Origin of the sequence: Streptomyces sp. NBC_01116 (assembly GCF_041435495.1) — a bacterium.
Lineage (GTDB): Bacteria > Actinomycetota > Actinomycetes > Streptomycetales > Streptomycetaceae > Streptomyces.
The window spans coordinates 2,947,754-2,973,883 of sequence record NZ_CP108644.1 but is presented as its reverse complement, the minus strand read 5'-3'; the positions used below and the strand labels follow the sequence as shown (position 1 = coordinate 2,973,883).

General features: G+C 67.1%; 22 protein-coding genes and 1 pseudogene. 13 read left to right on the top strand and 10 right to left on the bottom strand.

What is annotated here, in order from left to right; all coding sequences use genetic code 11:
* Nucleotides 1-85: 85 nt before the first annotated feature.
* Entirely contained in the window at nt 86-910 is an 825-nt protein-coding gene (locus OG245_RS12925) for an excalibur calcium-binding domain-containing protein (RefSeq protein ID WP_371623666.1), read from the bottom strand.
* A gap of 344 nt (nt 911-1,254) precedes the next feature.
* Between OG245_RS12925 and OG245_RS12920 the strand changes: the two genes are divergently transcribed.
* Nucleotides 1,255-2,253 carry a phosphotransferase family protein gene (locus OG245_RS12920; protein ID WP_371623665.1) on the top strand — a complete coding sequence of 333 codons (999 nt, stop codon included), beginning with the start codon at nt 1,255-1,257 and terminating at the stop codon, nt 2,251-2,253.
* Nucleotides 2,254-2,347: 94 nt separating this feature from the next.
* On the top strand, nt 2,348-2,989 hold the full coding sequence (locus OG245_RS12915; protein ID WP_371623664.1) for a nucleotidyltransferase domain-containing protein: 642 nt from the start codon (nt 2,348-2,350) through the stop codon (nt 2,987-2,989).
* Nucleotides 2,990-4,403: 1,414 nt separating this feature from the next.
* Here the strand turns inward: OG245_RS12915 and OG245_RS12910 are convergent.
* Complete coding sequence (locus OG245_RS12910) at nt 4,404-5,273, bottom strand: endonuclease/exonuclease/phosphatase family protein (protein WP_371627876.1); 870 nt, start codon at nt 5,271-5,273, stop codon at nt 4,404-4,406.
* A gap of 336 nt (nt 5,274-5,609) precedes the next feature.
* Between OG245_RS12910 and OG245_RS12905 the strand changes: the two genes are divergently transcribed.
* The 3 genes from OG245_RS12905 to OG245_RS12895 are packed head-to-tail and all read left to right on the top strand — an operon-like array spanning nt 5,610 to nt 8,405.
* Nucleotides 5,610-6,065 carry a hypothetical protein gene (locus OG245_RS12905; RefSeq protein ID WP_371623663.1) on the top strand — a complete coding sequence of 152 codons (456 nt, stop codon included), beginning with the start codon at nt 5,610-5,612 and terminating at the stop codon, nt 6,063-6,065.
* A gap of 8 nt (nt 6,066-6,073) precedes the next feature.
* Nucleotides 6,074-7,867 carry an alpha/beta hydrolase gene (locus OG245_RS12900; RefSeq protein WP_371623662.1) on the top strand — a complete coding sequence of 598 codons (1,794 nt, stop codon included), beginning with the start codon at nt 6,074-6,076 and terminating at the stop codon, nt 7,865-7,867.
* A 58-nt stretch (nt 7,868-7,925) separates the two neighbouring features.
* Nucleotides 7,926-8,405 (top strand): hypothetical protein, encoded by a 480-nt coding sequence (locus OG245_RS12895; protein WP_371623661.1) that lies wholly within the window; start codon nt 7,926-7,928, stop codon nt 8,403-8,405.
* A gap of 88 nt (nt 8,406-8,493) precedes the next feature.
* Here OG245_RS12895 and OG245_RS12890 read toward each other — a convergent pair whose 3' ends face one another.
* The 3 genes from OG245_RS12890 to OG245_RS12880 all read right to left on the bottom strand — a co-directional run bounded on the left by OG245_RS12890 (nt 8,494) and on the right by OG245_RS12880 (nt 10,217).
* Complete coding sequence (locus OG245_RS12890) at nt 8,494-9,393, bottom strand: JmjC domain-containing protein (RefSeq protein WP_371623660.1); 900 nt, start codon at nt 9,391-9,393, stop codon at nt 8,494-8,496.
* A 41-nt stretch (nt 9,394-9,434) separates the two neighbouring features.
* Nucleotides 9,435-9,884, bottom strand: coding sequence for a hypothetical protein (locus OG245_RS12885; RefSeq protein ID WP_371623659.1), 450 nt, complete (start codon nt 9,882-9,884; stop codon nt 9,435-9,437).
* Nucleotides 9,885-9,974: 90 nt separating this feature from the next.
* Complete coding sequence (locus OG245_RS12880) at nt 9,975-10,217, bottom strand: DUF397 domain-containing protein (protein ID WP_371623658.1); 243 nt, start codon at nt 10,215-10,217, stop codon at nt 9,975-9,977.
* A gap of 806 nt (nt 10,218-11,023) precedes the next feature.
* Here OG245_RS12880 and OG245_RS12875 point away from each other — a divergent pair.
* Together OG245_RS12875 and OG245_RS12870 are read left to right on the top strand one after the other, a co-directional pair.
* Complete coding sequence (locus tag OG245_RS12875; protein ID WP_371627875.1) at nt 11,024-12,391, top strand: hypothetical protein; 1,368 nt, start codon at nt 11,024-11,026, stop codon at nt 12,389-12,391.
* 92 nt (nt 12,392-12,483) lie between these two features.
* A pseudogene (locus OG245_RS12870) lies at nt 12,484-13,237 on the top strand (DUF6879 family protein).
* A 98-nt stretch (nt 13,238-13,335) separates the two neighbouring features.
* Here the strand turns inward: OG245_RS12870 and OG245_RS12865 are convergent.
* Both OG245_RS12865 and OG245_RS12860 read right to left on the bottom strand, forming a co-directional pair.
* Nucleotides 13,336-13,545 carry a DUF397 domain-containing protein gene (locus OG245_RS12865; RefSeq protein ID WP_371623657.1) on the bottom strand — a complete coding sequence of 70 codons (210 nt, stop codon included), beginning with the start codon at nt 13,543-13,545 and terminating at the stop codon, nt 13,336-13,338.
* A gap of 3 nt (nt 13,546-13,548) precedes the next feature.
* A complete protein-coding gene (locus OG245_RS12860) occupies nt 13,549-14,397 on the bottom strand; it encodes a helix-turn-helix domain-containing protein (RefSeq protein ID WP_371623656.1) in 849 nt (282 codons plus the stop codon).
* Between the two features lie 213 nt (nt 14,398-14,610).
* On the opposite strand from OG245_RS12860, the gene OG245_RS12855 reads away from it, so the two are divergent.
* Nucleotides 14,611-15,231 carry an ATP-binding protein gene (locus tag OG245_RS12855; protein WP_371623655.1) on the top strand — a complete coding sequence of 207 codons (621 nt, stop codon included), beginning with the start codon at nt 14,611-14,613 and terminating at the stop codon, nt 15,229-15,231.
* A gap of 18 nt (nt 15,232-15,249) precedes the next feature.
* On the opposite strand, the gene OG245_RS12850 is transcribed toward OG245_RS12855, so the two are convergent.
* Complete coding sequence (locus OG245_RS12850) at nt 15,250-16,065, bottom strand: helix-turn-helix domain-containing protein (RefSeq protein ID WP_371623654.1); 816 nt, start codon at nt 16,063-16,065, stop codon at nt 15,250-15,252.
* Nucleotides 16,066-16,300: 235 nt separating this feature from the next.
* Between OG245_RS12850 and OG245_RS12845 the strand changes: the two genes are divergently transcribed.
* The 5 genes from OG245_RS12845 (at nt 16,301) to OG245_RS12825 (ending at nt 22,675) form a co-directional block, all read left to right on the top strand.
* Nucleotides 16,301-16,972 (top strand): hypothetical protein, encoded by a 672-nt coding sequence (locus OG245_RS12845; protein WP_371623653.1) that lies wholly within the window; start codon nt 16,301-16,303, stop codon nt 16,970-16,972.
* A gap of 92 nt (nt 16,973-17,064) precedes the next feature.
* Nucleotides 17,065-18,492: a transcriptional regulator gene (locus tag OG245_RS12840; RefSeq protein WP_371623652.1), complete on the top strand. Its 1,428-nt coding sequence runs from the start codon at nt 17,065-17,067 to the stop codon at nt 18,490-18,492.
* Nucleotides 18,489-20,324 (top strand): DEAD/DEAH box helicase, encoded by a 1,836-nt coding sequence (locus tag OG245_RS12835; RefSeq protein WP_371623651.1) that lies wholly within the window; start codon nt 18,489-18,491, stop codon nt 20,322-20,324. Before OG245_RS12840 ends, OG245_RS12835 begins: the two co-directional genes overlap by 4 nt.
* A 243-nt stretch (nt 20,325-20,567) precedes the next feature.
* Nucleotides 20,568-21,275: an HNH endonuclease gene (locus OG245_RS12830; protein WP_371623650.1), complete on the top strand. Its 708-nt coding sequence runs from the start codon at nt 20,568-20,570 to the stop codon at nt 21,273-21,275.
* A gap of 98 nt (nt 21,276-21,373) precedes the next feature.
* The gene (locus tag OG245_RS12825) at nt 21,374-22,675 is read left to right on the top strand and encodes a DNA cytosine methyltransferase (RefSeq protein ID WP_371623649.1); all 1,302 of its coding nucleotides are present in this window, start codon (nt 21,374-21,376) and stop codon (nt 22,673-22,675) included.
* Here the strand turns inward: OG245_RS12825 and OG245_RS12820 are convergent.
* Together OG245_RS12820 and OG245_RS12815 are read right to left on the bottom strand one after the other, a co-directional pair.
* Complete coding sequence (locus tag OG245_RS12820) at nt 22,610-23,047, bottom strand: very short patch repair endonuclease (RefSeq protein ID WP_371627874.1); 438 nt, start codon at nt 23,045-23,047, stop codon at nt 22,610-22,612. The two genes, OG245_RS12825 and OG245_RS12820, sit on opposite strands and share 66 nt — an antisense overlap.
* A 77-nt stretch (nt 23,048-23,124) precedes the next feature.
* Nucleotides 23,125-26,085, bottom strand: coding sequence for a Z1 domain-containing protein (locus OG245_RS12815; protein WP_371623648.1), 2,961 nt, complete (start codon nt 26,083-26,085; stop codon nt 23,125-23,127).
* Nucleotides 26,086-26,130: the final 45 nt, after the last annotated feature.

Sequence of the window (26,130 nt, the reverse complement as noted above, 5' to 3'; positions counted from 1 at the left end):
GCCCAGGACGAGGTGGCGTGAACGACCGGGCGGCGCGCGGTTCAGGTGCGGCGCGGCCCGTGGCCCGGAGGCGGTGCGGCGGCGGTCACTCGCAGCCGACGCCGTCCCCGTCACGGTCCAGGTGCCGCCCGTAGCCCGGGTCTCCGGTCCGGATGGGCGCGGCGCCCGCGTTCCGTACGGCGGTGCAGTTCGCGTACGAGGTGCTGCCGCCACCGCCCTCACCACTCGTACGGCTTCCGCTGCCGCTCCCGCTTCGGCTGCCGCTTCCGCCCTCGTCGGAGGACGAGGCGGACTCGCCCCACGGCTCGCAGCCCACGCCGTCGCCGTCGCGGTCCAGATGGGGCGCGTAGCCGGGATCGCCCTCCTCGACCGGAGCGGCCCCGGCGGCGCGGGCGGCGTCGCAGTTCTCGTAGTACGCGGGTGCCGCGTCCGTCGCCGGGTCCGTCGCCTTCGGGTCGGAGTCCGAGGCGTTCGAGGCGGAGGCAGGTGTCGGTTCCGCGGTGCCCGCGCTGACGGTGATGCGGACGACGGCGGTGGCGGCGGGGACCTCGGTGCCCTTCACGAGGACCTTGTACGTGAGCTCGTCCTCGCCGGCGTACCCCTCCCTGGCGGTGTACGTGACCGTGGTCCCGGACACCGAAGCGGAACCATGACCGGGCTCGGTGTCGATGCTCAGGGCCAGTTCGGCGGGGTCGTAGGTGTCGAGCAGCGCGGCCCGGTCACCGTTCTCCAGGGTGAGGGAGTCGTTGTCGAGGACGTCCACGTCCAGGCTGATGCCCGCGTCCGCGCTCTGCTCGTCGTCCATGAGCGCCAGCGCCCGTTCCACGGAGGCCGACCGACCGGCCTTCCCACCCTGGTCGTCCGCGCTGCCGTCGTCGCTCCCGCACCCCGCCAGGACCAGCGCGAGCACACCCGCTCCGGCCGATATCCGTATGCGGAGGAACCCGCGCCTGGGCCGCCGTGACTGCTTCCTCGTCTGCATGTGTTGCCCCCAACGCCGAACTCTGTGCTGTGGAGCAGCCGATGTTCGCAGTGCGCCCGGACTTACATCAGGGGCATGTCGGAAGCGAAGCGGAATTGTGATGAGAGCGTGTACAAAGCGTGTAGGGGTGACCGGAGGGGGAGGAGACACCACCCGGGAGTGGGCGGAGAGGGGTCACCGCCCGCGAGTGGAGGCGGAGGAGGTCGCCGCCCGTGAGTGGAGGGGGAGGAAGTCAGCGCGGCCCTCCGAGGGAGGCCACTACGGTGTCCCGTATGAAGGACCGCCCGACCGACATCGACGTAACCGTCCTCGCCTCCGCCCTCGGAGCGTGGGGCATCGAGCCCGCGATGCTGACCCACGCTCCGGTCGGCTTCGGCGACCACCACTGGGTCGCGGCCGACGCGGAAGGCCGGCGGACCTTCGTCACGGTCGCCGACCTCGCGCACAAGCCGCACTGCGGACCGGACGCGGCCGGGGCCTGGACAGGCCTGAGCCGTGCCATGAACACGGCGGCGACCCTCGAATCCGCTCTAGGAGCAGCGGCGTTGGTGGCACCCTTGCGCACCGGCGGTGGCGAGACGCTGCTCCGCCTGACCGACCGGTACGCCGTGAGTGTCTTCCCGTACGTGGACGCGCCCACCGGCCACTTCGGCCAGGTGCTGGCCCCCGGGGCGCGCCGGAAGCTGGTGGAGCGACTGGCCCAACTGCACGCCACACAGCCTCCGTCGACGACCCCGGTCCATGAACCGGCGCTGCCGGGCCGTCCGGCGATCGAAGCGGCGCTGGCCGACCCGCAGCGCTTCCGCGCGGATTCGGGCCCGTACGCGCAACGCTGCCAAGCCTTGCTGTCCACCAACTACGCCGCTCTGCGTTCGACGTTGGAGCGCTTCGACAGCGGTACGGCACAGCTCGCGTCCGACGCGTCGACCGCCGCCACCGTGGTCACCCACGGCGAACCCCACCCCGGCAACGTCCTGGACCCCGGAGGCCGCACCCTCCTGGTCGACTGGGACACCGTCGCCCTCGCACCGCCGGAGCGCGACCTCTGGCTCGCCACCGACGCCCCGGAGGACCTGACCCGCTACGCCGAACTCACCGGCCACCGCCCGGACCCGACGCTGCTGGCGTACTACGAACTCCGTTGGTCCCTGGACGACATGGCGGCCGCGCTCGACGTCTTCGGCACGCGGCACCCGGACACGGCCGACACGCGGCAGGCGTGGGAGGGCCTGGTCGACGCGGTGGCCGCACTGGCGGACAGCCAAGGCTAGTCGGCCCATTTTCCGTCCAACGGCCAAAGGCAAACGCAAAGGCAAGGGCGAAGGCAAAGGCAAAGACGTCCGCGTCCGCTGATAGCTTCCTGCGATGAGTGAGCGACTGCCGAGCGGCGGCACGGAACTGTCACCCGACGAGATCGAGGCCCTCGACGCCAGGTGGTCGTCCAGTTGGACTCCGGTCGAGGTCGCGCAGCGGCTGGCCGGGGTCAGCGTGCCCTGGTGTGTGGCAGCGGGCTGGGCGCTGGACCTGTTCCGGGGCGGGCAGACACGCGTTCACGGGGACATCGAGATCGCGATTCCGGAGACAGGCTTTCCCGAGGTCCGCCGCCGCTTTCCCGGCTACGTCTTCGACGCGGCGGGCAGCGGCCGGATCTGGGAGGACGCCCGGCCGGAGACGCTGGCCGCCGTGCACCAGACATGGCTCCGTGATCCGGCCACCGGCAACTACCTGCTCGACGTGTTCCGGGAACCGCACGACGGCGACACCTGGATCTGCCGGCGCGACGCGAGGATCCGGCTGCCCTACAGCGAGATCGTCCACCGCACCGGGGACGGCATCCCGTATCTGGCGCCCGAACTGGTGCTCCTGTTCAAGGCCAAGCATGCCCGCCCGAAGGACCGGAGGGACTTCGACGCGACCGTCCCGCATCTGACCCGAGCCCAGCGCACGACCTTGGCGGAGCTGCTCGCGCGGGTACATCCGGGGCATGCCTGGCTCACGGACCTGTAGCAGGGACCGGCCGGTTCAACGGCGGGCGGTTCAACGGCGCGCGGCAGTAGCCAGGTTGCGAGAGGGGTGGTGAGCGGGGGGCGCACTTTTCCCGGACGTCGGGACGGGGCGAAACCGTGCGGTACCGTGACGACGACATCACGCTCTGTGCGCGCACGTAGGCGGGCATGGAGCGGCCCCCGGAGGTGCTAGAACACCCGCCCGAGGGCCTAACACCCCCAGTGGCAGGAGCCCACTAGAAATGCTGCGTCATGTTATCGCGCCCTCTTCGGGCTGGACCAAAGCCCCGCACACGGTCGTACGCGACCGGCGGATGAACAGCGATGCGAAGATCCTCCTCCTGTACGTCCAGGGTCTCCCCGACTCCGCCACGAACCGCCCGCTCGGCGAACTGGCACGGAAGCTGGAGATGAAGGGCCGCCCGTACCAACTGGCCAAGAAGCAACTGGTGGAGCACGGTTACGTCCACGAGTGGCGGACCCAGAGCGACGGCGGGCGCTGGGCGACGGACCAGCTGTTCACGAACACGCCGCTGACGAGTGCCGAGGCGAGGATCGTACGGGCGACGCTGGCGCCGGATGGCGGGCGTCCGCAGGGAGTGACGGTTGCTGCCCCTCCGCCGACGCCGACGCCGCTGCCGGGTGTGCGGTATCCGGCGGTCGGCGGGCCGAGGTCCCGGGCGGCCGGTGGCTCTGAACCGGAGGAAGACCACAGTGATAAGACCACTCCCCACCCACCCTCCGAAGCGGAACGGCGAGAGCAGCAGCAGTTAGCGGAACCGGACCCGGACCCGGACCCGCAACCGGAACCGAAGCCGGGACCGCAACCGGAACCGGAAGCACTACGGGACCCGACGCCGGACCACGCCCCCGATGCGGCCGGATCACCCCCACCGCCCCACCGAGCCCCACCACCCCTCCCCGCCCCGGCACCCCACCCCGCCTCCCAACTGGCGAAGGCGGAGCGGCTGCTGCTGTCGCTGCGGCACACACGCCGTGACTTGTTGCTGGGGGTGCGGGAGGCGCGCGGGCTGGCGGTGGAGGTGGTGAAGTGGCTGGAGGGCGGCCTGCCGGAAGGGGACGTGCGGCAGGCGCTCCTGGCCGACCCGCCCGAGAACGGGGTGCGCTCGGCGGTGGGATTCCTGCGCCACCGCCTGATCCAGAAGTGCCCGGTGACCCCGCTGCCGGCGCCGCCGCCCCCACCGCCCGTCAGGGACCTGATCGCCTGCGCGGGCGCGGGGGAGGAACACGTCTTCCGCCCGCTGGGCGACGAGACGCTGTGCGCGGACTGCCGCAGGGCGGAGGCGTACGCGAGCTGGATGGTCGACACGGACACGTACGACTTCCCCGAGAACATGACCTGGAGGCAACGCGTCGAGGCGGTACGGAAGGCGGACGCGCTCCGAGCCGCGCGCTCATCCCAGGGCGACGCGGGCGACGACGGGCAGATGGTCGCTGCCGGTGGCGGGCAGGGTGCGGATGTGGCCGACGGTGGCGGAGCGGGCCATGACCTGATCGATCCGGGCCAGCGGAATGGAAGCGGGGAAACTGAAGGCGAAGCCGCGCTCGGCCACGTTCAGGCGTGAGGTGAGGGGCTCCAGCCCCCGGTCCTCCACGGTCCCGTTGAGATCCCCGAGCAGCACCACCGTATCGACGCTCTCGGCGGCGATGGCGCGCCCGAGCAGCTCGGCACTCCGGTCTCTCCGGTCGGACGCGAGCCCACCGGCCCCGACCCTGACGGAGGGCAGGTGGGCGACGTACGCGGCGACGTCCCCGTACGGCGAAGCGACGACGGCACGCACGCCACGGCTCCACCCATCCGCGATGCTCGGGGGCTTGATGTCGACGACCCGCTCCCCGCTGAGCGGGTACTTGGACCAGAGCCCGACGGTGCCCCGGACGACATGATGCGGATAGTCCGCGGCGAGAGCCTTCTCGTACACGGACAGGTGCGGGACCACCAGCTCCTCCAGCGCGACGAGATCGGCCCCGGCCTCGATCAGCGCCCGGGCGGTCCCCGCGGGATCAGGGTTCTCATCACTGACGTTGTGCTGGACGACGACGAGCTCGCGCCCCTCGCCCTCCGTACCGGGCAGGAGCAACCCACCGAAGAGATGCACCCAGACCCCCACGGGGAGCAGCACCGCCACCAGGGCGACGGCGGACCGCCGCACCAGAGCGAGCACCAGCAACAGGACGACGATCACGCCGGCCCACGGCAGAAAGGACTCCAGCAGACTCCCGACCCGCCCGACGGCGTTGGGCACCCCCCGGTGGAACGCCATCACCCCGGCCAGCAGCACGGCAAGCCCGGCGAGGACGAGCCCCCGCCGACCGCCTCCGCCGCCAGGAACCTCCCGCCCCGCCGCCGACGCCGCACGAGGGTCTGCCCGCTCCACCATGTCTTCCCATCCGCTTGGTCTCGCTTACAGGACGAGTGACCGGGCGAACAGGGTTCCTGTCTCACCTGACGATCTGGAACGGGGAGCAGAGGAACAGGAGGTCAGGGCCGCATTTGATGTGGCCCGAGGCAGCCGGAGATCATGTCGGCTCACCCTGCGGAGTCCGGCAACGGAACCGCGGGGAACGGGGATATCGGGGACACGGGGAGAATTTCTACGGTGGCGTGGGACGAATGGGAACAAATCAAAGCTGACGTCGCGGCGAATGGGTCGGCGCACATGCAGCTGAACCAGGCCCCGGCGCAGGGCGGAACCACGGGCGGTTCGACTTCGGGGGATCTGAAGTCGAACAGGAAGACGTGGGTGAAGGCCGGTGAGGGAGTCACCGGCCTCAAGGAGGGCGTCGGCAAGGCGCTGACGAAGCTGGCCGACGGTCAGACGGGGCTGGGGGACACCACCGGATCGCAGAGCGCGGCGGCACAGAAGGAGCTCTACGCCTCCTGGAAGAAGTATGTGAGCGATGTGAGCGGCCGCTGTGAAGCGCTGGGCGGACTTCTGCGGGCAGCGGGCCACGACCTGTCGAAGTCCGACGAGGAGGCCAAGACGGAGCTGGAGAAACTCAAGGTGAAATACGGTGACACCGAGCCCGTCGGCGGCCAGGCGAAGGAGAAGTGAGCCCGGTCATGGACCTTGCGACACTCAAAGCCTTCAAGCCGTCGGAGTACGAAGAGGCCGCGGACGGCTATCGGACGACCGGTGACATGGCCTCCGAGGCCAAGGACGCGATCGACAACCGGATCAGTGTGGAACTCCGCAACCAGCTGGAGGGCGAAGCGGCGAAGGCGGCGGTCGAGGAACTGAAGAGCCTCTCGAAGAACTTCCACTACACGCAGACCGAGTGCGGCCTGGTGAGCACCGCGCTGAACGGCTTCGCCTTCGACATCGCGGTGGCCAAGCGCAAGCTGGAAGCGGCCATGGAGGACGCACGGGCCGGCGGCTGCACGGTGAACGCGAACGGCTCCGTCTCGTATCCGGCGGGCAGGAAGCCCGGCGACGAGAAGACGGCGGACGGCGGCACGGTGACCGGGAGCGCGGGCGGCAGCGCGACGTCCGACGCGCTGGAGCGCCAGGCGGTGAACATCCACCCGAACCCGTACTACGGCAGGGCGATGGCCTACGCGAACCGCATCGCCGACGCCCTGGAAGAGGCCACGGACGCGGACACGAAGTGGGCGCCGAAGCTGCGCGCACTGAAGGCCGACGACGACTTGACGGTCTCCCACCGCGACTGGGCGGACGCGCAGTCGGACACCGGCGGCGTCCGCGAGGCGGGCAAGGCCTACATCGACTCCCTCCCGGAGCCCCCGAAGGACGGCAGCCCGAAGGACAACGCGGCCTGGTGGAAGGGCCTCAGCGCGGAGGAGCAGTCGGCGCACCTCGCCCTGAACGCTGCTTCGATCGGAGCACTGGACGGGCTGCCCGCCGTGACGCGTGACGAGGCCAACCGCATGGTGCTTGCACACTCCAGGGCACATGTGGAGCTGGAACTCGCCAAGATTCCTGCCGAGCCCGCGAGGTACTCACCCAATAACAATGGCACGTACCCGGCTGTCATTCAGAACGCCAGTTGGACCCAGTGGAACGAGAAGTATGGTGAGCGGTTCGCGCAGCTCACCAAAAATCAGGACGGCATGAAGAGCATTCAGGAACGGTTCGACTCGACTGGCGTGAATGGGCTGCCACCCGCCTACCTCTTGGGATTTGATACCGAGAAGGACGGTCGAGCGATCGTTGCCAACGGTAATCCCGATACTGCGGCTCACACGGCCGTTTACGTTCCTGGCACCACGTCGAATCTCGGCGCGATTGGGGGTGACGTTGAACGCATGACTGAACTCTGGCGAGAGTCAGATGCGATGTCCGGAGGGAAAGAGGTCTCCACCATCACTTGGCTGGGGTACGACGCTCCGCAGAGTGTGGTCAAAGACGCACCGTTCCGGCACTATGCCGATGACGGGGCCCCCGCGTTCAACCAGTTCATGGACGGCCTCAATGTGGCCAACAGTACCGACTCCGGAGGACATCACACGGCCATCGGGCACTCATACGGCACGACGCTGATCGGCTCTGCGGCTCGTCAGGGCGAACTGAACGCGGATGACGTGGTGTTCGCAGGGAGTCCAGGTGTGCAGGTAGGGGAGGCATCACAGATGGACGTGCCCAAGGGGCATGTATGGAACGAGGAGGCCGAGGACGACCCAGTGCCCGACCTCGGACGTTTCGGTCACGGCGGCAGCCAATGGCACATGGGCGGTGGAGTGGGCATCATCCCCAGCGATGAATTGTTCGGAGCGAATCAGATGTCCACTGATGGTTCGGAAGGGCATAGCGAATACTGGGTTCGGGACACGGATAGTCTGAGGAATCAGGCAGCGGTCGTAACGGGTCAGTACGGAAAGGTGCAAATTGAGGAATAGTATCTTCGGTAGAGTCCTTCTGGGCGCCACAATACTTACCGTACTCACAGGATGTAGCATGAATGAAAAAACGGATTCTGACGGCCCGAAACCGGTAGGAACGCGAAGCATCGACGATGTCGACGCCGAAACGAAGCAGATTTCCAGCCAGATTCTCGACATCATCGCTGTGAAGGGAACGATGTCCAAGTCGGGTCCTGGAGTGAGTACGTGCGAGGGTGCAGAGCGGGGGAAGCTCTTCCTCATGCGCCATCCCTGGAGCCTGACCGGCCCTTCCGACGCTGAACTCATGAAGGCCATGACCCGTCTTAAGGAAGATCTTCCGAAGCATGGCTGGAAGATCGTCGGATATGGGCCGAACAGCTCCAAGGCCAAGTCGCTGGAGCTCACGGCGGATCATGACGAGAAGAAGTTTGCCGTCAAGGTCGAATTCTGGGAGAAGAACAGCGGTGGGGACACCAACGAGCCCACCCTGCTCGTCAACGTGGTTTCCGCCTGTTATCAGGTCCCGGACGGCGAGAAGGTCGACCGGTTCTGAGGACGCCGCAGTGACACCGGAGCGGCGTGATCGGCAGCCCACGCTGCCGATCACGCCGCCCGGTTCGGTCGGCTCCTCGCTCAGCGGATCACGTGGTGTACTCCTTCTCCGATGCGGCGGCTCGGACCAGGAACTGAGCGAAGTCGTCCACATCGAGACCGGCCAGGTGCTCGACCAGCGCCTGACGGACGTCCCGCACATGCGCGGACAACCGCTGCCCCGTGATCTCGCCGGGAAGGATGACCCGCCGGAAAGCATCCTTCTCGATCACACCGCTGACGAGCTTCTCCGCGACCCAGACCGGCGTGCGCTCCCGGATCGCGAACGTCAGGTGGATGCTGCGGGCCTCCGCGCCGAGCGTATGAGGGTGGTGCACCCACCCTCTCGGCAGGAGCAGTGCCTGACCCGGTCGGAGATCGACCTCCAGATCGGGGCCCGCGGCCTCCCACTGCGGGATGAAGCCTGCATCCCGGACGCGGAATGATTCCTGGTACGCCCGCATCGGGGAAGGGAACATCGGGCGCCAGAGCTGCCACTGCTTGACGCCCGCGATCTGCACGATGACGGCCATCTGCTGGTCCCAGTGGTGGACCAGGCCCTGGCGGCCGGGTGGGGTGACGAAGGCGTGCAGGTAGTTGCTGTAGCCGGTCTCCTGCTGGATGCCGCGGGAGACGTCCGCCAGGAAGGGGACGACCCGCTGGAGGTTGCCGAGCCGGATCGTATGGCCGTCCTCGTACAGACTCCGCAGCTTCGCCGGGTCGGTCCGGCCCGCCGTGCGGTGGCGGTCGGGGTGCAGCGCCGTGCCGTCACTCACGACGGCGATCTCGTCGGCGGGCACGCACCCGGTGTCCAGGTAGTGGTCGATGGTCTCCGCGTTGATCACACGGTCGAGCTCGCCGGCCTCACGTTCGTACACGCATGGCTTGTCCGGCCAGGAGGTCAGGAGCGCTGTCACGCCCGGTTCGGGCAGTAAGAGGTTGAGTGACACGGATGGCTTCCTCGCTTCACGTCGCCGAAGGGGTACGGAGGTCAGGCGGGCGGGAGGGGGCAGGGGAGACCGGGATGGTGGTGGTTGAGGCAGCACACCACCGAGAAGGAGATCAGGCTCTGGGACTTGGTGTAGTGCACCCAGCAGACGTCGACTCCTCGGGGAAGGGAGTCCATCGCGTGCGCGATCTTGTCTTCGAGGGTGACGTAGGCACGGCCGCCGTCGTCCCTCTCGGCAGGAGGATTCGCCTCGTACGTGCTCTTCAGCCACGTGGCGGCGGCCACCGCACAGGTCCAGGTGCGGTCCGTAGCCGTCTGGTCCTGCCGCATGAGCCAATGCCCGGTCATGAGGGGCGGCAGCGCCGAGGCGACGAAGGCGCGAGTCTGCTCGGAGTTCAGTTCCCCACCCGGACGGCGTAGCGCCTCCTGGCCGTACGCGTCCCTGCTGCCGGTCCACGGACCGTATCCGTGCCAGTGCCCTGACCAGGTCATCTGCGCCCTTCGCTAGGGGAGACGGGCCGGCCCGGAGCCTGTCCGGTCCGGCCCACTGTGTAGTGCTTCGTGCTCAGGAAGGGGGCCAGGTTAGAGCGTCAGGCCCCTCGTCCTGACCCACCCGGCGACGAAGTCGTCGAGCTCCGCCCCGGTGAAGCGCAGCTCCTTGCCCGCGCCCTCGGGCTTGCTGTCACGGAGGACGAAGGATGCCTCCGCGCCGGGGATCGCGGCGAGGCTCACGCAGGTCTCGTTGGAGCCGCCGGCGTTGCCGCCGCAGTAGGTGGCGAAGGCGTCGGCTGCGGGGGCCGACAGGGCATAGAGATTTCCGTTCATGGGAGAGTCCCTTCGGTGCTGATGTCGCGGAGATCCGGTCTCCGCACCGTCGTGCTCGCGGCCCCGCCCGGCTGCCGACCGTCCACGGAGACAGCCGGGCGGGAGTCTGTGGGCGTGGTGGCGTGTGCAGTTCAAGGCTGCGGTGAGGGGCAGGGGGTGCGCGGTGCTCTGGCTACCGGCCTGACCACACTGCCGCGATGATCGACGAGCCGATGGCTGCAAGGCAGACGACGTAGGCGATCTGCCGGGCCCGCTCGCTCACCGCCCCGCGCCTTGTCCTCGCCCCGGAACCGGCCGTACAGGAAGGGGCGGTCGGGACGAGATTGCCCCTCCTGTGTCGTCGACGATGTTCATCGCAGCGAGTTTCCGGAGGACCCGGGCCAGTGCTCGGACGTGGCAGTGGATCTCATGCGACAGGGCTCCCGGAGCCGGAGGGTTGTCGAGGAGGTGGGTGACCTCCAGGAGGTAGCCACGGTCAGGCCCGCTCATGCCTCGCGCCCCGGCTGAGAGAGCGCCGGCGAGCGCTACCGCCCTGCCCCGCAGGGAAACTGCCGCGTCGTCGAGTTCCGCGCGGGTGGTCGTACCGAGCCGGAAGGCGAGTACGCGCCGCACTTCGTGCTCCGTGTCCGCCTCCTCACCTGCCACTACCTCCCTGGGGCGGCCCGCGCCTGTGGCGCTGCATGTCTTCATCACGTCGGTCACTGGGCTTCTCCGCTCATGGCCGCTTTTGATCGCGTTCTGTGTAGAGATAACTGCGCCCCGTGCTCATCCCGGTACCGTTGGAGACAGGCGTAACCGTGAAAGCCATGAATTTCCGGGGAGTTGGTGTGCCCGTGGCACCTAGGAGCGACCGCAACTCAGGCATTGAGAACCTCCTTGAACAGGCTGGATGGTCCCGGACGCAGCTTGCGAACGCCGTGAATCGCACGGCCGGAGAAGCGGGCCTGGCGCTGAAGTACGACCAGTCCGCCGTTTCGCACTGGCTGAGCGGGACCCAGCCGCGAGCGCAGGTCCGGCCAGTGATCGTCGAAGTGCTCGAACGGAAGCTCGGCCGTCCGGTGACCTATGCCGAAGCAGGACTCCGCTCACCGAAGGACCAGTCAGCGGGCTCCGAAAGCACCGCTGATTCCCTCTTGGATCTCGGAAGGGCTGACATGGACCCCTCACGGCGCGGCGTTCTCGCAGCAAGCCTGTACTCGGCTGCCCTTGCCGTCCCTCTTTTTGCAGGTGAGGCCAGTGCCGAGGAACGGAAGCGCACGGTGCGGCCGACTGGGCGAATCGGTGCGGCAGAGGTGGCGACCGTCCGCACGATGACGGACCGGATCGCGGAGATTCTCGACGAGCTCGGCGCCGGACACGCTCGTCCGATGGCTGCCGCCTTTCTCGTCAACACCGTCGCGCCGTACCTGCACGCTTCCGCTACCGGACCGGTTCGACGCGACATGCTCTCTGCCGCGTCCGACCTGACCTACCTCACCGGCTGGATGGCCATGTACGAGCGGGCCCACGGTCTCGGCCAGCAGTATTACGTGAAGGCGTTGCGCCTCGCGCAGGAAGCATCCGACCACGTGACGTACTGCCGTACCTTGCGCGGCATGAGCCTCCAGGCATCTCATCTGCGGTACGGACAGAAGGCATTGGAGCTCGCCGACTCAGCAGCTGAGGCGGCACCGGATGCAGGGCCTCGCTTGGTGGCCTTCCTCCGCGGACAGCAGGCGCACGCCTCCTCGATGGTCGGAGACCGCCGCGCTGCCTTTGAGAGGCTGCGCGAGGCGGAGTCCGCGCTCTCCCAGGCCGATTCCAGGCGGGAGTCGATCGGTGGCTACGACCAGGCCGCCTACCAGTTCCACGTGGCCCACGTTCTGTACGAGACACGTGATCTGCCGGGCTCCATCGCAGCACTGAAGACCTCACTCCGCGTGCAGCCCAAGCAGGAGAGGCAGGGGCGACTCCACGCCAACGCGGTCATGGCTCAACGGCAGTTCGAGTTCGGCCACATTGAGGAGGCCTGCACCACGTGGGGCTCCTTCCTCGACGACTACGTGGGGCTCTCGTCGGCACGCGGCGACGAGCACTTCACGACCATGCGCAAGCGCATCGCGCCGTACGGCAAGATCAGGGCCGCACGCGAGCTCCAGGAGCGGTCGCGACAGGTGGCGGGGATGAAGGGATAGATCTCCTGCCAACTGCGGGTGCAGCTCGGTATGCGGGTCGGCGGGCGCCTTGGAGCAGCGGGAGGAATACCCCTCGAAGCGAAGGGCTCCGCATGACGGCATGGCAGGTACGGCTCATTGGAACAGGAAGTGGAAGTACAGATGCCCTCGGTTCATGAGGACGTGGAAAGCGGCGAGGTCATCGTTCACGGACGGCCGTTGACTGATACCGGCGACATCGCGCAGTTGCAGCACGTGTCGGAGGGCGAGGTGGCGGTGGCCGTGCCGCGCGAACTGTTGGCCGACTGGATGCCGAAGGGCGCGACCCGTCAGGCGCGGATCATCGGACTGGATGAGTTCGAGGGGCTGTTCCGTACGTTCAGCCACTCGGCCTGGCGGCTGGAGACCCGGCGGCGCTTCGCCAGTGACGAAGTCACCGACACCTACCGCCAGTTCGTCGAGACCGGCAGTGTCGACTGGTCCGTGGAGGATCCGTACTGCGAGCTGATCCGTTCCCAGACCGCGCAGGGCAAGCGTGTCGAACGGGTGCGGATCGTTGATCAACCGCCGACCACAGGGCAGCTTTACCTCCTGAACAACGCGAAGCGGAACAGGGGCCTGGGGGAAGACATCCGGAACGTATGGCGAGTGGATGCCGATCGTCTCCGAATCCCGGCCGAGGACTTCTGGGTCTTCGACAGCCGGCTTGCCGCGAAGCTCCGCTTCGACGGCGATGACCAGCTCGTGGACGTCGAGTTGATCACTGAGCCGGCCGAAGTCGTCCGGTACTCCGTCATCCGTGATGCGGCATGGCATCACGCGATGCCCTACGAAGAGTTCGCGGTGAAGTTGAGGGACGGCGAGTAAGGGCAGAAGGGGCAGCTGTAAGGGACGCGCCCGCGTCGCGGCCTGAAGGGCATCCGCTGGGATGGCAGATCAGCCCTCACGGCGTGATCAAGAGCGGTTCATGCCTCAAGGCGTCCATCCTGAAGGGCCGATACGAAGGAAACCCACGAAGTCGGCCGGAAGAGCAGAGAGCCCTCTTCCACGGCTTTCGAGTCGCGTATAGCCGTCGCTTCGCCAAGGCGCGCGGCCTCTACGCATTCAGTGGTGTTGCCGCCGCTGTGTGAGGACTTGAACCAGCTCTGGGCATCGCTGGACGAGGTGGAAGGCATTCTTCAGATCTCCTTGCAGACGCGTTCGATCACAGCTGATGACGCCGCCATGTCCAGCGCCTGCGCGCGCAGATAGTCGAACGCGAGCCGGTACCGGTCCAGTTCGTGCTCCTTCTCCATGAACACAGAGCCGACATGGAGATCTACGTAGACGACATCGAGCGACGGTTCCGCTCCTCCCAGGATGACGAAGCTGCCCAAAGCCGCCGCATGCGCTCCCTTGGAGAACGGGAGGACCTGGAGGGTAACGCCCGGGGACTCGTTCGCCCTGAGGAGGTGACCGAGCTGCTCTCGCATGATCGCGGGCGACCCGACCACACGTCGGATGACTGACTCGTCCAGGATGGCCCACAGGTGCGGAGGCCGTTCGCGGGCGAGGATCTCCTGGCGCTTCATGCGGATATCGACGAGCCGTTCGACCTCCGTAGTCGCCAAGCGCATCTCATTGGCCTGCTGAATCGCGGTGCTGTACCCCCGCGTCTGCAAGAGGCCGGGTACGTACATGCAGGAAAAGTGGTCCTCGCGCGCCGCCTCGTCTTCCAGTGTGAGGAGGAGGTTCATGTCGGCGGGGATCGATTCGCTGAACGGACCCCACCAGCCCTGCCGTTTCGCGTCCTTGGCGAGAGCTACGACCGCGCAGCGCTCAGCTTCCGACGCGTCGTACTGCCGGCACAGGGCGTCGACGATGGGCCACTTCACTGGGCCTTCCTGAGTCTCGTACCGGCTGACGGTGGCCTTCGATACACCTACCAGCCGGCCAGCTTCCTCAAGGGTCAAGCCTCTGCTTGCTCGCAGCTTCCGCATCATCGCGCCGAGCTGACGGCGACGCGTGGTGGTCGTTCTGACGGGCATCGAAGGCTCTTTCCCTTGCTGCAAACCTCGGGCTGGGCGTGCAACAAGGCTAAAGCCGCCCGGGGTTAGGCACGGGTCATTCACTCGATCGAGGTCCGTGAGAAGTTACATGGTGAGACTTCTCGCTGGCATACTCTCCATCGGAACACTACGCAGCGTCGCCGTTCGAATGCGGTGGGCGCAGCTCCGCTATGGCGTGAGGGGAGAGACGGCATGTGCCACCACGAGAGCGAGGAAGCGTGTCCTCGGTATGTGGTGCCGTTCAACGCGGCGCCGGCCCAGCTGTCCGAGCTGCGCCGGGCGGTGAGATCTCAGCTCGGCTCGTGGGATGCGTCAGCGGTCACGGCGGAGGCCGAACTCGTCGCTACCGAGCTTGGAACCAACGTCATCAAGCATGTCGGCCGGGACGTCGCCGCCTCGCTCGTTCTTGAACTGAGGGATGGACGCGTCCGGCTGGAGGTCCATGACCGGAGCCATGCCCTGCCGGCGCCTTTGACTGAGACCTGCGCGGACAGTGATGAGTGCGGCAGAGGTCTGCACCTCATCGCCGCGATGGCGCACGACTGGGGGGCAGCGCGCACGGCAACCGGGAAGGCCATCTGGTGTGAGCTCTCCTTGAAACCAGCAGGGTGTGAGGGTCGCACGGGGCGTGTGGCCGCGGTGCTCTCGGCGTACGGCCAGCACGGCAGTACGCAGAGTCTCGACCTTGCCGCGCTTGACGACACGGTTACCGACGTCATTGCTGACCTGCTCCATTGGCTTGCTGCCCAGGGAGGAGACCCGTACGGTGCCCTTGGCCGCGCTCAGATGCACTACGAAGCCGAGGCGGCCTGAGGTGACGGCACGTTACGTTCATTCCTCCTGAGCCGCCGCGGCGAGCAGAAGGCCGACGTCTGCGTACTGCTCGCTGTCGTGGAGTGCGGACGCGATGTTGAGTACCGCCTGTGCGTCGCGACGGGCTGCGTTCGTGATCACTTGATCTGCTGCTTCCTCCAGGCCGACCGCTCGGCATCGGGCGACAAAAATCTGGACATCACGGGCAGGAAGCGTGGTCGCGGCGCTCCACATCATGATGTCGGCGTCTCTCGACCGGCCGGCGGAGAGGTTGTCGGCGAGCGTCCTGATCTCAGGCCAGGCGGCATCAGCAGGTGTGGTGAGGTGCCGGTCCCCCTCTTGCAGGGGGACCGGCACCTTCGCTTGTGCCGGAGCCCGCGGAATGCTGTGGCGCGGAGTCGACATCCGGACGCGAGGTCGGCGCGGTCGGCGGCGGACGGACTTGGCGGCCGGCGAACCTGCCACCATGGGCGGTGGCTCAGAGGAGCTGACACGGGCTTCGGGCGAACCGGCAGGGCAGCAGTCACAGTGCTTCACCAGCGCTTTGTCGCGGAGCTCCAGCAGCGAGTGCAACGAGCAGGGCATAGGCCTTGATGACGTGGCCGCCTCGTCGCGAAGAATCTTGTAGAGCTTCTTGACGTGCTCGGCTTCGGGAATCCGGCCGCCGTTGAAGTGGTTCGAGAGCGATGTCGGAGCCAGGTACACATCCTCGGCGATCTGCGCCTGAGTCCGGTCGCTGACTTCCCGCAGCTCGCGCAGCCTCAGAACGAAAGCCCTTTGAGCGGGGGGAACCGAGCTGCGCAGCTCTTTCCACCGGTGGGATCTCTTCGGCAATCTCTGCTCCTCAAGAGTGCGGCCCGGCCACTACCCGTACAGGTCAGGGTGATTCTCCGTGTCACGGCGTGGCCGGGGAAGCGGTACAGGTTTTCCGTCCGCCCTCGAAACCTCGTCAGGGCTGGTGTTGAGGAACCCGCAACGGCAAAGGTGTTCCTCACGAGGACCCTCGCGGACAGCCGCTCGGGACTTGATGTCTGTCGAAGCACCTGAAGTCTGAAGCGAGGAGACCCTGATGACTCTGCCGTCGTGGACGGATACCAAGTACGGCACCATGAAGCGTGCCGCCCTGTGGCTGGTCACCGTCGTAGGCGAGGGCAACGTCTTCACGAAGGAAGATGTAAAGGGCGCCTTTCCGGGGGTGAGCCAGGCCGACCGGCGGGTGCGCGACCTTCGCGACCACGGCTGGCAGATCGACACCAACCGTGAGGACGCGGGACTCGGGCAGCACGAGCAGCGCTTCGTGAAGCCGGGGCTGCCGGTCTGGGAACCTGGCAAGGCTGCGAAGTCCGGGACCGCCGTCACACAGACGCAGCGCCGGGATGTCCTGGCGCGTGACGGACACCTGTGCCGTTCCTGCGGAATCGCTCCCGGAGAGGTGTACGCCGGCAGCTACGAGTCCGCACAGCTGGACATCGCCCGGCGGGTGGTGAAGCAGATGGCCGGCGGCGAGCAGGTCGAGCTGGTCGCGGAATGCAAGCGGTGCCGTGTCGGTGGCCGTGGGCAGGCAGCCGATCTGAGTGCGATTCTGGGCCGCGCCGGCCGCCTCGGATCACTGGAGCGCGGCCTGCTCCTGCGCTGGATCGACCAGGACAAGCGCGAGTTCAGTGCCGCTGAAGAGCTCTGGGCCGTCTACCGGACGCTTCCGGCTGAGTCGCGGGCCAAGTTCCGTGAGGCTCTGTCCTAGCACGCTGGTATCTGACGGATGGCGAGTGGCCAGTGCTGCCGTACTGGCCGACGAGTGAGCTGCTTCCTCTCAGCACTGAAGGAGATCTGACGATGAGTAAAGACTTCGGACGCCCGCCTCTGGCCGACGAGAACCAGGACCGGGTGGAGCGCCGCCTGAAAGAACTCCGGGACGCTGGCGGCGTTCAGGAAACTCTCCGCATCGAATGGCGGGGCCAGCCGATTCAGGTCGAAGTCATCGATATGCCGGTGAAATCTCTGTACTACAACCCGGGAACGCACCGGATCCGTGCCCAGCGCACCTACGACCCGGTCCGTGACCGCGGTCTGGACGAGGACGCGTTCAGCGCCGAAAGCCAGGACTACCTCCACCACCTGCTGAGGGCGCTGCCCGCAGACCCGTCCAAGCGGGATCCTGACTTCGATGTTCTCCTGGAGAGCCTTCGCGGGTTCAAGCAGAACGACCCCGGCCTCATCACCCGGGACGGGATTCTCGTCAACGGCAACACCCGCCGGGCCGCGCTCAAGGATCTGGCCGAGCCCAGTATTCGTGTGGGGGTGCTCCCCTCATCGTGCACGTGGGACGACATCAACCGCGTCGAGCTAGCGCTTCAGTTGCGTAAGGATCACAGGCGGGACTACTCCTACATCAACCGCCTGCTGGCCATTGACGAACAGCTCGGCCTAGGCCGCACGCACGCCGATATCGCACGCGAGTTCCGGACGACCACACGCGCCTGCGAGCAGGATCACTGGGTTCTCACGACGCTGAACGACCTGGTCGAGCGGAGCAGGGCCGACGATGCGCAACTGCGGCTGCTCGACTTCGAAGATCACCAGGAGAAGCTGAAGGAGCTTCACCGACGTTGGGTGAAGGAGTCGGCCTCCAGCCAGGATAAGGCTGAGCTGATGAAGGAGAGCCGGCTGACCGCGATCATTCTCGGATTCTCGAAGACTGATGTGCGGCTCATTGAACCGGACTTCACATCGCGGTACCTCGACACCCGGCTCCCCGAGTTCGTCAGGTCTCAGGTGCCGGCCGTTGCTACCGCCGCGACGGTGGCGATTCCGGGGCTGAACCGTACCGTCCGCGCCGCCGACCCCAAGGTCGCCGAAGCACGGGCGCTCACCGACTTCGTTCTCAGAGCGAAGTCGGTGGAGGCCGCGGGCGACAAGGCCTCGTTGGAACAGGTTGCCGAGGCTGCCAAGATCATCAGCGCAGTGAGGGAGGCAGTGGAGGAGGCGCTGGAGCCTGCGGGAAAGGACGCCCGAGTCCGCAAGCGGAAGCAGGCGGCGCCTGACCGCATCGTGGATGCCTGCCACGACATCGACCAGTGCATTACCGACCTCGTTCTCTCCCGCGCGTCGCGGAGCCTCGACGAGGAGATCTTCGACGAAGCGGTGCTCAAACTGCGGGAGAGTCTGGGCAAGCTGGCGATGGAAGCGGCTCGCAGCATCAAGGAACCCGGGGACGGCGTCACCTGGTTGCTCGATGCCGCACGCAAGGAGGACGGAGCGTGACAGGCCAGGCAGAACCGTCTCTGCGGATCGCCTTCGACGTGACCCGCACACGGGCAGTCCTCCGAGCGCGGGAGGGGCGTCAGTCAGATCTTGCCCAGCTGGCTTCCCGGTTCCCGGGTGGCGGGCAGCGAGGCCCGCTGTCCGCGGAAATCGAGCTTGAGGCGTTTCTGGTCGGACTTGGCGAACTCGGGACCTGGCCATCGCCCGAGGACGTCGAGTGGGATGACGAACTCGCCCAGTTGGTGGGCGGGGTCCTGGATGACGCGGACGCTGCTCAGCAACAGCTGGAGGGGACCAGCGGCGGCTCCCACCAGACCATCACTCACGAGGAGATTCCGGCACTCCTCGGAGCTGCATGGGCCGCGCCGCTCACTGATTTCCAGCAGCGGGACATCGCCCGGCTGCTGTCTCTCCGCCACGGAGCGAACTTCAGTGTGCCGGGGGCGGGCAAGACCCGGGTGGGGCTTGCGGTCTTCGCCGCGATGAGAGAGCGCGGGGAAGCCTTCAGGCTGCTTGTCGTGAGCCCTAAATCGGCCTATGAATCATGGGAGTTCGAGAACTCCATCTGCTTCACGGAGCCGCTCCGCTTCGGCGTGATGGGCAGCAGCCCCGATGCCACCGCGGAGATCATGGTGATCAACTACGAGCGGCTCGACCGTTCGCTGGCGGCGCTGGCCTCCTGGCTGAGAGCAGCGCCGTCCATGGTGATCCTGGACGAGGCGCATCGCATGAAGCTGGGAACGCGGGGCATCTACGGATCCGCGTGCATGGCGCTCGGCCCGCTGAGCCGGCGCCGCCTCATCCTGACGGGTACGCCGGCGCCCAACGGTGCCCGGGATCTGGAGAACCTGCTCTCGTTCGTCTGGCCTGGGCACGGCCGCCGCGTCGTCACAGGCGCTGTGGCCGGCGGCGATCTGGCCTACGCGAGCCAAGTGCTGCGCCCGTTGTTCACACGCACCACCAAAGCGGAACTCGGCCTGCCGCCCTTCGACCCGAAGATTCGGTACGTCGACATGCCCAGCCTGCATCAGGAGATCTACGACGCACTTGTAGGGCGGTACACAGCTCGCGCCGAAGCGGCGCGTGATGACTTCGACGCCCTGGGCAAGGCCATGCTGCGGCTTCTGATGGCGGCGACGAGCCCCGCGCTGCTCGCTGAGGGCACCAGCCGCTACGAACCGCTGACCTATCAGGTACCCCCGCTGGATGTGCCGCACGGGGACTCCCTCTATGCGTTGATGAGAGACCTTCCCAGCTACGAGTTGTCCCCGAAGTACCAGGAGGCGCTCAGCATCGTCGCGGCCAATGCTGAGCAGGGGCGGAAGACGCTGGTCTGGACGACGTTCGTGCGCAGCCTCAGCACCATGGAGCGGATGTTCGCGGGCTACCAGCCAGCCGTGGTCCACGGGGGAACCCCCGACCGGGCGGAGGAGATCCGCCGTTTCCGTGAGGATCCTGACTGCTCGGTGCTGCTGTCCAACCCGGCAACCCTGGGGGAGGGAATCAGTCTTCATCATGTCTGCCATGACGCTGTCTACGTGGACCGGGACTTCATGGCGGGCCGATTCCTGCAAAGCCTGGACCGTATCCACCGGCTCGGGCTCGCACCAGGCACGGAGACCAACGTCACGGTGCTGGCTTCGCGCGGAACGGTGGACGAGGTCGTCGCTCTGCGCCTCGAACAGAAACTGGAGTTCATGGGCAGGATTCTGGACGATCCGTCGGTCCAGCAGCTCGCTGACCTCCAGGAGGAGGCTCCGGTGGCTGGGGGGATGGACATGGCGGACGTCCGAGCGCTGCTGAGGCATGTCGATGCCGTCGCTGCCCGGTGACGGCACCAGCGAGGCGCCACCGCGCTGGCGAACTCCGGCGCAGATCTCGACGCAACCGGCCGCGGCGGGCGGCAGACCCTGGCCAGCGGTCCTCGTGGTCATGTGGTTCCGATCTCCGGGTGGAGCGGTGCCCCGCTCAAGGTGAGCTTGCCGCCACTTGCCGCGGCAAGTGGCGGCAAGGTAGCCTCGTCACTCGAAAGGGTCATGCTTCGCTCTTGCGTTCGAATTATGTGGAGGTAGTACGTGGCATCTGATGGTTTGGACTGGCGTGACGGGTCACTTGGGGCCAGGGTCCGCGTCGCGCTCTGGCTGCGGGACGAAGTGGGCGTCGGGAACGTCTTCTCGAAAGCGGCGCTGCGTGCCGCGATCACTGGCGCCGAACAGGTCGACCGAAGGATGCGCGATCTTCGTCCCGCTGGCTGGGTGATCAGGACGAATCTTGACAAGCCCAGCCTCCAGCCCGAGCAGCTCTTTCTTGAGGAGATCGGGGCGCCGGTCTGGGAGAAGGAACACCGGGCGGCTGGGCTGCGCCAGATCAGTGCGAAGACGAGACGGTTCGTTCTTGAGCGGGATCTCCACCGATGCCGGCGTTGCGGGGTCGGTGCGGCCGAGGCGTATCCGGGCGAGCCGGGTTCCGCGGCCCGGCTCACGCTCGGGCATGTGAATCCGCACGCTTCGGGAAGCGCCGCAGCGGCTGAGGATCTCCTCACCGAGTGCGCGCGGTGTAACGAGCTGGTCAAGAACTTGACCGGGGTGCAGATGGACGCTGGCCAGGTGTGGACCCGGGTCACGGCGCTGCCCCTCGCGCAGAAGCGTGAGCTGCTGGAGTGGATGGGGGCTGACGCTCGGCCTCTCCGGCCCGTAGACCGCGCCTGGGGCATGTACAGGCAGCTGCCTGCTGTACTCAGGGACAAGATGAAGAACGACCTGCGGGACCTGATGGAGAGCTGAACGGGTCGCAAGGGGCGGGGCTCGCCTAGGGGGACTCCTGGTGTCACTGGCGGATGCGACACTTGCGTGTCTGTATCAGTCGCACCAGGAGGCGCCCTGTGGCCCCTAAAGATCGTCCGCTGACCTCCATCGAGATCTGCGCAGGGGCCGGCGGACAGGCCATCGGCCTCCACCAGGCAGGTTTCAAGCATCTCGCACTCGTGGAGATCGACAAGTATGCCGTGAAGACGCTGGAATGGAATGTTGAGCACCGGCAGAACTGGAGCTGGGAACAGCGGTTCTGTGATGTCATTTCTGATGATGTCAATAACTTCCGCCCCATTCCGTCGGAGATGCATCCTGGGTCTGGCCTGCATAAGCCGGTAAAATTCCTGGGAAGGCAGTTGCGGCGCGGTGACCTCGACCTTCTAGCGGGGGGTGTGCCCTGCCCTCCTTTCTCGCACGCCGGTAAGCAGCTGGGTAAGGACGACGAGCGGGACCTCTTCCCGCGGATGCTGGAACTGGTTGATGAGCTGCATCCTAAAGCGGTGATGATTGAAAACGTCCGCGGCATCAAGGATGCAAAATTTGTGGACTACCGGACTTACATTGAGGCGCGCCTTGCGGGCGGTCGGGCGAAGAGGCCGGAAACTGGGCTTGAGGAAGATTTCGTTGGCATGGGCTACGAAATCTGCGAGTGGGAAGTCCTGGAAGCTAGCGATTTCGGTGTGCCTCAGTTGCGCCCGCGTGCAGTCCTTGTAGCCATTCGTGCGGATGTGCTCGGCGATATCAAGTTCGTTTGGCCCACTCCTGCGGGCGGCGTGTACAGCGTTTTCGATGCTCTGGAGATGAGCATGAAGGAGCGTTACAAGCCGTATATTTCGATGGGCGGCGAAATTGGGGAAATCGCCAGTGGCTGCCTCAACCGATGGGTGCGTGAGGCGTCCAAGGCGGCCCTGGAGAAGAAGGATGGGGGCATCGCTCCGACCTTGGTCGGGGGCTCGAAGAAGCACGGGGGAGCTGACCTCGGCCCCAGTAGGGCCAAGGCCGCATGGAAAACTCTCGGAGTCTCCGGCATGGGAGTGGCGAACAACCACGAACAAGGGGAAAAGAAGAAGAGCCAGGGGCGGGATCTTTTCGGCCCTGGTGGCCCCATGCTGACGGTGGAGCAAGCGGCAATTATTCAAGGCTTCCCGGAGGAGTGGGAGTTCACGGGCGGAAAGACCGCCCAGTACCGGCAGATCGGAAACGCCTTCCCGCCTCCTGTCGCCGCCGCGGTAGGAAAGGCCATCGCTGATGTTCTGCGCGCGGCTGACGAGCGCGACGCCAGGAATGGCGAGCCGCAGCAGAAGCCGCTACCCGGGCAGGTCGTTCCTGCGCTCGCGGACAGCGCTGATGATCGCCAGGGCGCAAGCGTCTGAGCTCTGGTGCTCCCAGAACCGCAGAACGAGCCAGCCGGCGGCGGAGAGCCGCTCGTCGGTGTCCCGGTCGCGGGCGACGTTCCTGACTACTTTCTCTGACCAGTAACCCGGGTTGGTCTTTGGGGAAACGTAGTGCTCCGGGCAGCCGTGCCAGTAGCAGCCATCAATGAAGACGGCCACCTTCGCCGGACGGAAGACCATGTCAGCGGTCCGGCGAAGGTCAGGCAGTGGCCTTGCGGCCACCCGGTAGCGCAGGCCGTTCGCGTGGACGAGCCTGCGGATCAGACGTTCCGGTTTCGTGTCCCTGCTCCGGATCGCCTGCATGTTCCGCCGCCGCGCGGCCGAGGACGCCCACGAACCCTCTGGAGGGATCCACTCATCTGGCTGGGGCGCCACAACTCGCTCCTTACCGGTCCGCCTGGGCTGCCAGGCCCAGAGTCTGATCTCCGTTATCTCACGGTGCTGACGACAGCATCACCTGGGCGGGACGAGTCGATGGCGCGGAACCTGACGCTGGTCATCTGACTGCGCGCCGAGCCGACGGCAGGGATCAGGGCAGCTGCCATCACCACCTTCGCCGGGTCGATAGCCCCGTGCGTCACCAGGTTCGCTGGGGATCCGAGTGCGGGGTCCACGGTTGGGTAGAGGAGCAGCGCCCCGCGTCGCGGCTGGTGGAACTGGGTGGCGAAAGGGTCGTCTTCACAGAGTGGCCGGCGGCCGGCGATCCGCTCGGCGGACTGGCGATGGGAGACGCCGGAGATACGGTTGAACACTCCCAGCGCATTGCGCTTGCGCTGTACGAGAGTAAGCGGCTCAGTTCCAGGCAACTCCGCCCGGACGCTGGTGACTCCGGAAGTCTGGGGCAGCATCAGGATCCAGTCGTCCGTCGCGCACCCGGCGTCGCTGGCATCGCTCAGGTATTCCAAGTGCGGGGCGAGCAGATCCGGGCGGCCCCAGGCCAGCTCCCGCATGACGCCGAGCAATTGACTGTGGCTGAGTACGGCGGTCCTGGCCTGGTAGCGGATGTAGCTGCCCTGGTCTCCTTCGGACAAGGTGACGAACACCTGGGGGTCGGGATCCAGTGACGCCAGCACCGGCCGCCACACCTCCGCGTTGTGGCGCAGGTCCGCCGGGGCGGTCGGGTAGGCCGTCGGTTCGACCCATTCGCCCGGGGAGCGGATCTCCACCAGTTCCGCGTTGAACATCTTGTTGCGGGCGGACGGCTTCAGCCAGGAGAGGTGCTGGGAGACCAGGGGCGGGATCTGGGCCGGGGTCACCTGTGGCTTGCCGTCGATCAGGGTGGCGTAGCGGGCGAGCTGGGCGCGGAACGTCTCCTCGTCGCGGCAGATCGCCTCGAAGGCCTCGTACAGGTCGACGGTCCCGTTCCTGCCCACGGGTTCCGCGCGGCCGATGTAGAGGCGTACCAGGTCGCGGTAGCCGGGGCGGAAGCCGAACCAGCGGCCCATCTGCATCAGGGTGTCGGCCTGCTGGGTCCTGCGGCGGTAGTACGTCACCGTCAGGCCCTCGACCGTGAAGCCTCGGGAGAGCTTCGTACCGCCGACGAGGATCTTCCACACGTTGGGGGTCCGGTCGAAGTCCAGCTCGGGTTGGTCGTAGTCGCGTTCGGTGTCGCCGTTGACGACGAGCACCGGCGTCCCGCCCGAGTTGATCAGCTGGCGGGCGCGGGAGACGTACGGCCTCAGGTCCTCGTACGAGGCGGGCGTGGGCAGTCCGTCGTCGGCGAAGGGCTGGAAGTCCGAGGTGAGGAGGGCCGCCAGGCGGGCGTGGCCCTCCTGGCCCGTGTAGGCGGCCCGGTGCCAGAGCGAGCTGATCCGCAGGGCCAGGGCGGCGTGCTCGGCCATGCGCATGGACTCGTGGACGAGCATCGTGTGGTGCCGGAAGCTGCCCTCGAGAGAGGGGTCCTGGGCCGCGCGGTACAGCTTCAGCGCGCCGGAGAGGACGAAGGCGTCGAGGGCCTCCGCGAGCCGGTCTCCGTGGGCGTCGTCGTAGATGCCGCGTACGTGTGACCGCTCGGCGCTCCCGACGGCCGACTCGTCGGTGCGGTCCAGGTCGTGGAAGTCCTGGACGCCCATGTAGCCCGTCGGGCGCGGCAGGGAGATCAGGAAGTCGCGCGGGAAGATGTCCTCACCGTCGCCGGGGTCGACGAAGACGTTGGCGAACGGCGTCGCGGTGTAGCCCACGTACTGGGCGCGGGGGAGGAGCCCCAGCAGTTCGGAGATCTGGCGGTTGATCGCCGAGCGGCCGACCTTGCCCTCCTCCCACTTCTTCGGGTCCGTCGTGTTGACGGACGCCTGGTCCGACTCGTCGTCGATGATCAGTGTCGGGATCTCGGAGAGCAGCGGGCCGCCGATCTTCTTGAGGTCCTTGATGAGCTTGCTCAGGACGGACTTGTTCTTCTTCACGACCATCACGCGGGCGGCGGCGCGGTGGAGGTTGTCCGGCACGTGCAGCGGCTGTGTGCGGACCTGCTTGTCGAATTCGAGGGCGCGGATCCCGGTGGCGAGGCTCTTGTAGTCGTCGTCCCGGGTGGTGAGGCGCTCGATGTCGAAGGCGCCGAGCGTGGACGGGCGGCCGTGGTGGCACACGAACTTCTCCGGCCAGTCCTCGTCGTCCTGGTAGTCGACGCCGATCAGGGCTTCCGGGTCGTCGGGGTCCGCGCCGCGCAGGATGTTCTCCTGGCCGATCAGCTCCATGTCCAGGCGGCGTTGGGTCTGTCCGCGCAGCAGGTTCAGTGTGCCGCCGAGGACGATGACAAGGCGGTATCCGGCGTCGATGGCCTTGGCCGTGACGCCGGTGAAGTTGGCGGTCTTGCCGGACTGGACGTATCCGACGACCAGGCCCCGGGCGCCGTAGGCCTCGGGGCGCATCGGGTCCGCGAGCCGCTCGACCACGGCGTGGCTCGCCTCGTCGAGGCTCGCCACGGCGGCGTCCGACCAGCCTTTGCGGCGCAGGAGTTGCTCGTACGCGGTCCAGTAGAAGGACCGGACCGCGGCCGTGTCACGGGAGTACCACGAGGTCGGCGTGGTGCTGATGATCGTGGGGCCGGGCTCCTTGAACACCGGGACCGCGTGGTCCAGCACCTTGCGCAGGCCGGCGTCGAAGCCGAGGCGGTCGTACGCGTGTGCCCGCCGTTCGTCCGTGCGGGGCGGGGCCGTCGACCAGTCCGCCTGCTCCGCGAGGTCCCAGGCGGTGAGCGTCCGGTGCCACAGCGCGGTCAGCTCGTCGCCCGGGCCCGAACCCGCTACACGGTCGCGGAACCGGCCCTGTTCCGTGTCGGCGGGTTCTTCCTCCTCGGAGAGGGCGAAGGTGAGCCTGTCGAAGTTCCGGGGGCCGCCGCGCTGCATCGCGGCGAGGACGTCCGCGTGGAGGTTGAGCAGGGGGTCGGTCATGGAGGGTCTCTTCTCCGAAAGAACGGCGGCGGGGACGGGGCTGTC